Below are 6,920 nucleotides of genomic sequence, written 5' to 3'. Positions count from 1 at the left end.
TGCCGTACCCGGCTGACCTCCGCAGTCGATCACGCGTTCTCTCGTCCCAGCCGGGTCACTTGGCTGTGCTCTCGTTTCGAGAGCTTTCAAGATCAAAGAAGTCGAATGGTCAAGCCCACCAAGAAGTTCGCCGCCTCTCGGTTTCCTCCGGGCGCACTTGACGTACAGAACATGCACTTGACCCATGCTGCAGCATGGGTCAAGAGCACAATTCCTACGTCAAGTCACCTGCGAGCTCGCGGTTCACGGCCGAAGGCTCGAATCCGCACTCGTTCTGTGGATCCGCACTCGTTCTGAGGTGCTAGAAGGGGTGCGAATCCACGGTAAGGGTGCGGGTCCGGGTCGGCTCTACCCAGTGTTCGGCGAATCGTTGGGGTGGTAGCCGAGTTTCACGTCGTGGTTGACCTCGCCGCCTGCGACGGTGATCTGGCTGGTGGCCGGTGGATAGCCGCGGGCGACGACTGTGTATCTGCCCTCTGGGAGGTCGGTGACTATGTAGTGGCCGTTGTCGTCCGTTCGTGCTGACGCCGTCAGGTCGCCGGTCGCGTCCAGGACGCTGATCTGGGCGTCGGGGACTGCGCGTCCGCCGTCGGCGAGTGCCCAGCCTGCGAGCACCGCCATCGGCGCCAATTCGATGTCCTGGCGCAGTAATCCGCTGTCGGGGACGGTGAGGGTGATCGCACCGGGGCGCATGTGCTCGGCCACCGCCACCAAGGTGTAGGTGCCGGAGACGATGCCGTGGCAGGTGTACGCGCCGTCGGGGGCCGTGGTTGCGGTGCCGACCACGTCGCCGTCCGAATCGGTCAGCGTGATCCTTGCGCCGGGCAGCGGAGTGCCGCGCACGGACGACCGGACCACGCCGGACAACTCACCGGACCCCAACAGCGCCACATCCATTCGGTGCGCCTGCTGTCCGACAGTGACTGTGACGGCTGCCGGTTGATGGCCCGTCGCCGAGACGATCAGGACATAGCTGCCGGTCTCCGGCACGCGAATGACGTAGCCGCCGTCGGCATCTCCGCCCGCCCGCGACACCTGATGCCCGCGCTGATCGATCAGGGTGAGCGCCGCGCCAGGCACCGGATGTCCGTCCTCGCGGCGGATGTACCCGCCGATCGAGCGGTCCTCGAGTTCAGCGAAGGCGTTGGTGTCGGTACCGGCGAAGGCGTCGGCATCGGCATCGGCATCGGCATCGAGCACTGCCACCGCGGAACCCGCCTCCGCCGTGGCGAATTGATACAAACCGTTGCCGTGATGCTCCGCCGCGCTCTGTCGACTACCCGCACCGACCAATTCCGGCTCGGGCTCGGAGAGCACCTGCGCGGCGCCCTCCCACATCTGGTCCTCATCCCACTTCGACTCAGCCGGCGCCTCCTCCGCGGGCGCCGCCTGCGGAACATCCTGCAACGGAATCTCTTTCATGAACATCAGCACCACACCCGCCAGCACCGCAATCCCGGCGGCGACATAAAACACCCACGCCATCGAGTCCGTGAAACCGGTCAGGATCGGTACCTTCAACTCCTCGGGCATGGCCGCAATACCACTCGTATTGCTCTGCATAGCACTGAGCTGCGCCGCATCGAACCCAGGCGGCAACTGCCCGCCGAACGCGTCGATGATCTTGCGCGGCAACAGGTTGAACAGAATCGTCAGGAACACCGCGACCCCGAGCGTGCCGCCCATCTGCCGGAAGAACGTCGCCGACGCGGTCGACACACCCATGTCCGAGCGCGGACCTGCGTTCTGCGCCGCGATGATCAGCGTCTGCATGCAGCCACCGAGGCCGAGCCCGATGACGCCGCCGTACACCAGCGGCTGCCACAGCGGGCTGTCGTACTGCACCTGCGCATGCAGCGCCGAGCCTGCCGCAATGATGAACGAGCCTGCTACCGGCAGGATCTTGTAGCGCCCTGTCCATTTGGTGATCCGACCGGCGAGCTGCGAGCCGATCGTGATGCCGACGACGAGCGGCAGCATCAGCAAGCCCGCTTTCGTCGGCGAGAACCCGCGAACCACCTGGAGGTACTGCGGCACCATGGTGATCGCGCCGAACATGGCGACACCGATGATGAACCCGCCGAGAATGGTGACGCTGAACGTCGAACTCTTGAACAGCCGCAACGGAATCAGCGCCGCGTCCTTCATCAGGAACTCGACGAGCAGGAACAACAGCAACCCGCCCGCGCCGATCCCGTAGCAGAGCAGCGACCGGTCGGAGCTCCATCCCCAATGCCTGCCCTGCTCGGCAACGATCAGCAACGGCACAACGCAGATCGTCATGGTTACCGCGCCGAACCAGTCGATGCGATGGCGTTGCCGCTGGTGCGGCACGTTGAGCACCTTGCCGACGACGAGCACCGCGAGCACTCCGACCGGCACGTTCACCAGGAACACCCACCGCCACCCGTCGATGCCGCCGAGGGTGTCGTAGTCGGAGAAGAAGCCGCCGAGTACCGGCCCGAGCACGGTGGCCCCGCCGAAGACCACCATGAAGTAGCCCTGATAGCGCACTCGTTCCCTGGCAGGCACGATGTCGCCGATGATGGTGAACGCCAACGACATCAGTCCACCCGCACCGAGGCCCTGGAACGCGCGGAACCCGGCGAGCTGATACATCGACGTGGCGAAGGTACATGCCACCGAGCCGACGATGAAGAGCCCGATCGCGATCAGGTAGAACGGCTTTCGCCCGTAGATGTCGGCGAGCTTGCCGTACAGCGGCGTGGTGATGGTCGCGGTGATCAGGTAGGCCGTTGTGGCCCACGCTTGTTCGTCGAATCCGTGCAAGCTGTTGGCGATCCGCACGATCGCGACGCTGACGATGTTCTGGTCGAGGGCGGCCAGGAACATGCCGAGCATCAGCCCGGACAGGATGGTCAGGATCTGCCGGTGCGACAGGGTGTCGGCAGCCTGCGGGGTGGGTGGTCGCAGTGCCTCGCCCGCATCCACGCCCGGCACCGCTGCCTGGGTGGTCGAATTCGTCATATGCGCCTGTTTCTGGTCGGCTATCTCTTGTGGAGTTGTCTCGAAGCGGTGGGGAACCCCTTCGGCGGTGGCCGCCGGCACCGATGCGGCCGTCGATCGGATCGGCCCGGCGCTCGGCCCGGCCATGTGCCACAAGCGAACTGCTGTCTACTGCTGGTCGATATCTCAGCGTGCAACAATGCGGCGAGCCTATCGCTGCACCGTAGGCGGTCATTCGCGAGGCATAACGACGCCGGCCAGACCCACCCACAGACTTAATTGACCCGCGCAACTAGTTGCTGAAGCAAAATATACAGAGCCCCGCCAACCGGTTTTCCACACGGGGTCGGTATCGGCCGTCGCCACAACGCGATAGGCGGTTGCCGGATAAGGCTTTTCGTCCGCGAGCGAGACGCCCCGCGCACAATCGCCGCCCGGACCCGGCGCACCTGGTAAGACATTCCCGTGCGCGGGCTGGTGAGGAAGGCAGCGCCGGTATGGCATCGTGAGACGGACAGATGTCAGGGTGCTCTCCGGAATTCTGGGTATTCCGCGTAAGTCGTGCGTCGCGACAACGAGTAGCTAACGCGGACGAAAGGAGACCGGGTCGATGCTTTCCGGGCAGAGTTGGCCTGCGGGCCTGCTTGGCGGTGGCGCCCATCCGCGCACCAACGCGGACTGGAACTGGCAGGAACTATCGGTCCTGCTCGTCGAGGACGACCAGGCCGACGCGCTGCTCGTCGAGGAACTGATCGCCGACGGCGCCCCCGGCCTGCCGATGCGCTGGGTCCGTTCCGCCGCCGAGGCACGCGAACGACTGGCAACCGGCCTGCCCGACTGCGTGCTGCTCGACCTGCACCTGCCCGACGCGCAGGGCTTGGAGGCGCTCGCGCGGGTGCAGGAGTACACCGATCAGGTGGCGGTGGTCGTGCTCACCGGCCTCGACCAGGAGCAGACCGGGCTGGCCGCCGTGGCAGCGGGTGCCCAGGACTACCTGGTGAAGGGCCGGGTCGAGCCCGAGTTGTTCGGCCGCGCACTGCGTTACGCGATCCAGCGTAAGCAGGCCGAGCGGGCTGCCGCGGCGCTGCGCGCGAGTCAGATGCGCGCTCAGGAGAACGCCCGCCTCGAGCGCGGCCTGCTGCCCACTCCGCTGATGCGCGGCGAACGCGCCGTCGACATCGTGGCGCGCTACCGCCCTGGCCGCACCAATGCCCTGCTCGGCGGCGACTTCTACGACGTGGTGCAGCAGGCCGACGGCACCGTGCACGCGCTGATCGGCGACGTCTCGGGCCACGGACCGGATGAGGCCGCGACCGGGGTCGCTTTGCGGCTGGCCTGGCGCACGCTGGTGCTCAGTGATATCTCCGGGATCCGGCAGCTGTCGCTGCTGGAGGAGGTGCTGCTCGCCGAACGCAGCGGCAACCAGACCTTCGCCACCCTCACCAGCATGACCTTGCACCCCGAAAACCGCCGGGTGCTGGTCACCAGGGCCGGGCATCCCGGCATGCTGCTGCGCACCGGTACCGACGTGCAGTGGGTCGAGGTGCCCGGCGGTCCCGCGCTCGGCTTCTTTCCCGGCCGCGCCGAATGGTTCGCCCACGAGATGACGCTCCCGCTCGACACCGGGCTGATGCTGTTCACCGACGGTCTGTTCGAAGGACACACCGACGAAGGTCACGACCGCCTCGGCGAGGAGGGCCTGCTCGAGCTGGCGCGCACGATCACGACCCCCGCCCCGGCGCTGTTCGTCGACGAATTGATCCAGCGCGCCGAGGAACTCGCCGAGGCACACGGCGGGCTTGCCGACGATGTCGCGGTCATGTATCTGCAGTGGCATCACCGGAACCCCAACCAGGACAACCGATGACAACGTTGCCCCGACGACAGTCCGTGGCCGGCCGGCTGACCGTGCAGGGCTGGTTCCTGCTGGTGCTCGCCCTCATGGTGATCCTGGTGATCATCGGCGCCGTTCTCGGCGCGCACCAGCTCAGCAAAACCAACAGCGTCGCCGACCGACTGACCGACCGCCTCCAGCCCGCTGTCGCCGAAACCTTCCGGCTGCAAAGCGCGCTGCTCAGCCAGGAGACCGGCATCCGCGGCTACGCGATCAGCGCCGATTCCCAGTTCCTCGCACCGTATTTCGACGGGCAGCAGGACGAGGCGAAGTCCGTGGCCGCCATCCGCGTGCTGCTCGCCGATCGCCCGCCGCTGCTCACCGAGCTCGACGCGGTGGAGCGGGCGGCCACCGAATGGCGCGCCGGCTACGCCGAGCCGCTGATCGCCGCCGTCTCCGCGCGCGGGACCACCGCCGCCGACGCGGCAGCCGCCGAGCGCGGCAAGGCGACCTTCGATCGGCTGCGCACCCTGTTCGCCACCCAGAACACCGAACTCGCCGACACGGTCGACCGGGACCGAGCCGAGCTGAACGATGTTCGTACGGTGCGTGATTGGGTGCTCGGCAGCATGGTCGCCGCCTTCCTGCTCGCCGCGGTCGCGCTGACCATCCTGGTGCGCAAGCTGGTGGCGCGCCCGCTCGACGATCTGGAGGCCGCCTCCAAGCAGGTGGCCGACGGCGATTTCGACCATCACATCACCGCGCACGGCCCGACCGATCTGGCCACCGTCGCCGAGGCGGTGGAGGCGATGCGCCGCCGTGTCGTCGCCGAGCTGGCGTCCTCCCGGGTCCAAGAGGCGGCCCTCGCACAGCAGACGGCGGAACTGGACGCCCAGGCCGCGGAGCTGCGCCGGTCCAATGCCGAGCTTGAGCAGTTCGCCTACGTGGCCTCGCACGACCTGCAGGAACCGCTGCGCAAGATCGCCGCGTTCTGCCAGCTGCTGGAGAAGCGCTACGGCGACCAACTAGACGAGCGCGCAGGCCAATACATCGCCTACGCGGTGGACGGCGCCAAGCGCATGCAGGTCCTCATCAACGATCTGCTCACCTTCTCCCGGGTCGGCCGGGTCATCGACGGCAACGTGCCGATCGGCCTCGACCAGACGCTGGACAAGGCGATGGCCAACCTCGCGGCCGCCGCCGAGGACACCGACCTGCGGCTCGAACGTCCCGACACGTTGCCGGAGATCACCGGTGATCCGACGCTGCTGACCATGCTGTGGCAGAATCTGATCGGCAATGCGATCAAGTTCCGCGCGCCCGATCGGGCGCCGATCGTCCGGCTGGACTGCACACCGGACGGCGACACCGGCGGCTGGCGATTCTCGGTGTCCGACAACGGCATCGGCATCGCGCCGGAGTTCGCGGAGAAGGTGTTCGTGATCTTCCAGCGGCTGCACAGCCGCGAGGAGTACACCGGAACCGGGATCGGGCTCGCGCTCTGCAAGAAGATCGTCGAACATCACGGCGGCAAGATCTGGCTCGACACCGAGTACACCGGTGGCACCCGCTTCGTCTTCACCCTCAATGCGCCCGTCGACGAGGCACCCGCGGAATCGGACGAGCCGGTCCGCGCAACTCAGCAAGTCGAACCATCATCGCAAGGAGATCCGGCGTGAGTAATCCTGGTCAGCCCATCGACATCCTGCTCGTGGAGGACGACCCCGGCGACGAGTTGATGACAAGAGAGGCGTTCGAGGACAACAAAATCGGCAACACCCTGCATGTCGCTCACGACGGGCAGGAGGCGCTCGACTTCCTGTACCGGCAGGGCGAGCACGCGGAGGCGCCGCGGCCGGACCTGATCCTGCTCGACCTGAACCTGCCGAAATACGATGGCCGCCAAGTGCTGGAGAAGATCAAGGCCGATGCGGACCTCGCCCATATTCCGGTAGTCGTGCTCACCACCTCGGCAGCCGAGGAGGATATCCTGCGCAGCTACAAGCTGCACGCCAACGCGTATGTGACCAAGCCGGTCGACCTGGACCAATTCGTCGCCGCCATCAAGCACATCGACGACTTCTTCGTCCAGGTCGTGCGGCTACCACGGCAGCGCTGA

At 66.6% G+C, this 6,920-nt stretch carries 4 protein-coding genes; 3 read left to right on the top strand and 1 reads right to left on the bottom strand.

Annotated elements, in window-relative coordinates; genetic code table 11:
• Window positions 1–348: 348 nt before the first annotated feature.
• A complete protein-coding gene (locus NA11_RS35305; RefSeq protein ID WP_069166421.1) occupies window positions 349–2,988 on the bottom strand; it encodes an MFS transporter in 2,640 nt (879 codons plus the stop codon).
• Window positions 2,989–3,577: 589 nt separating this feature from the next.
• Here NA11_RS35305 and NA11_RS35300 point away from each other — a divergent pair.
• From NA11_RS35300 to NA11_RS35290, 3 genes are read left to right on the top strand one after another with little or no spacing between them, the layout of a single operon-like run.
• Window positions 3,578–4,834: a PP2C family protein-serine/threonine phosphatase gene (locus NA11_RS35300; protein WP_069166414.1), complete on the top strand. Its 1,257-nt coding sequence runs from the start codon at window positions 3,578–3,580 to the stop codon at window positions 4,832–4,834.
• On the top strand, window positions 4,831–6,480 hold the full coding sequence (locus tag NA11_RS35295) for a sensor histidine kinase (protein WP_069166413.1): 1,650 nt from the start codon (window positions 4,831–4,833) through the stop codon (window positions 6,478–6,480). Before NA11_RS35300 ends, NA11_RS35295 begins: the two co-directional genes overlap by 4 nt.
• Window positions 6,477–6,920, top strand: a complete 444-nt coding sequence (locus NA11_RS35290) for a response regulator (protein ID WP_069166412.1) — start codon at window positions 6,477–6,479, stop codon at window positions 6,918–6,920. Before NA11_RS35295 ends, NA11_RS35290 begins: the two co-directional genes overlap by 4 nt.

This window comes from Nocardia altamirensis NBRC 108246 (assembly GCF_001612685.1).
Taxonomy (GTDB): domain Bacteria; phylum Actinomycetota; class Actinomycetes; order Mycobacteriales; family Mycobacteriaceae; genus Nocardia; species Nocardia altamirensis.
The sequence above is the reverse complement of the archived record's forward strand: the minus strand, read 5'-3'. Positions and strand labels throughout refer to the sequence as shown.

Bases quoted from the DNA above. Each gene is read 5' to 3' on its own strand.
- NA11_RS35305 (WP_069166421.1), bottom strand. From the start codon at position 2,988: ATGACGAATTCGACCACCCAGGCAGCGGTGCCGGGCGTGGATGCGGGC.
- NA11_RS35300 (WP_069166414.1), top strand. From the start codon at position 3,578: ATGCTTTCCGGGCAGAGTTGGCCTGCGGGCCTGCTTGGCGGTGGCGCC.
- NA11_RS35295 (WP_069166413.1), top strand. From the start codon at position 4,831: ATGACAACGTTGCCCCGACGACAGTCCGTGGCCGGCCGGCTGACCGTG.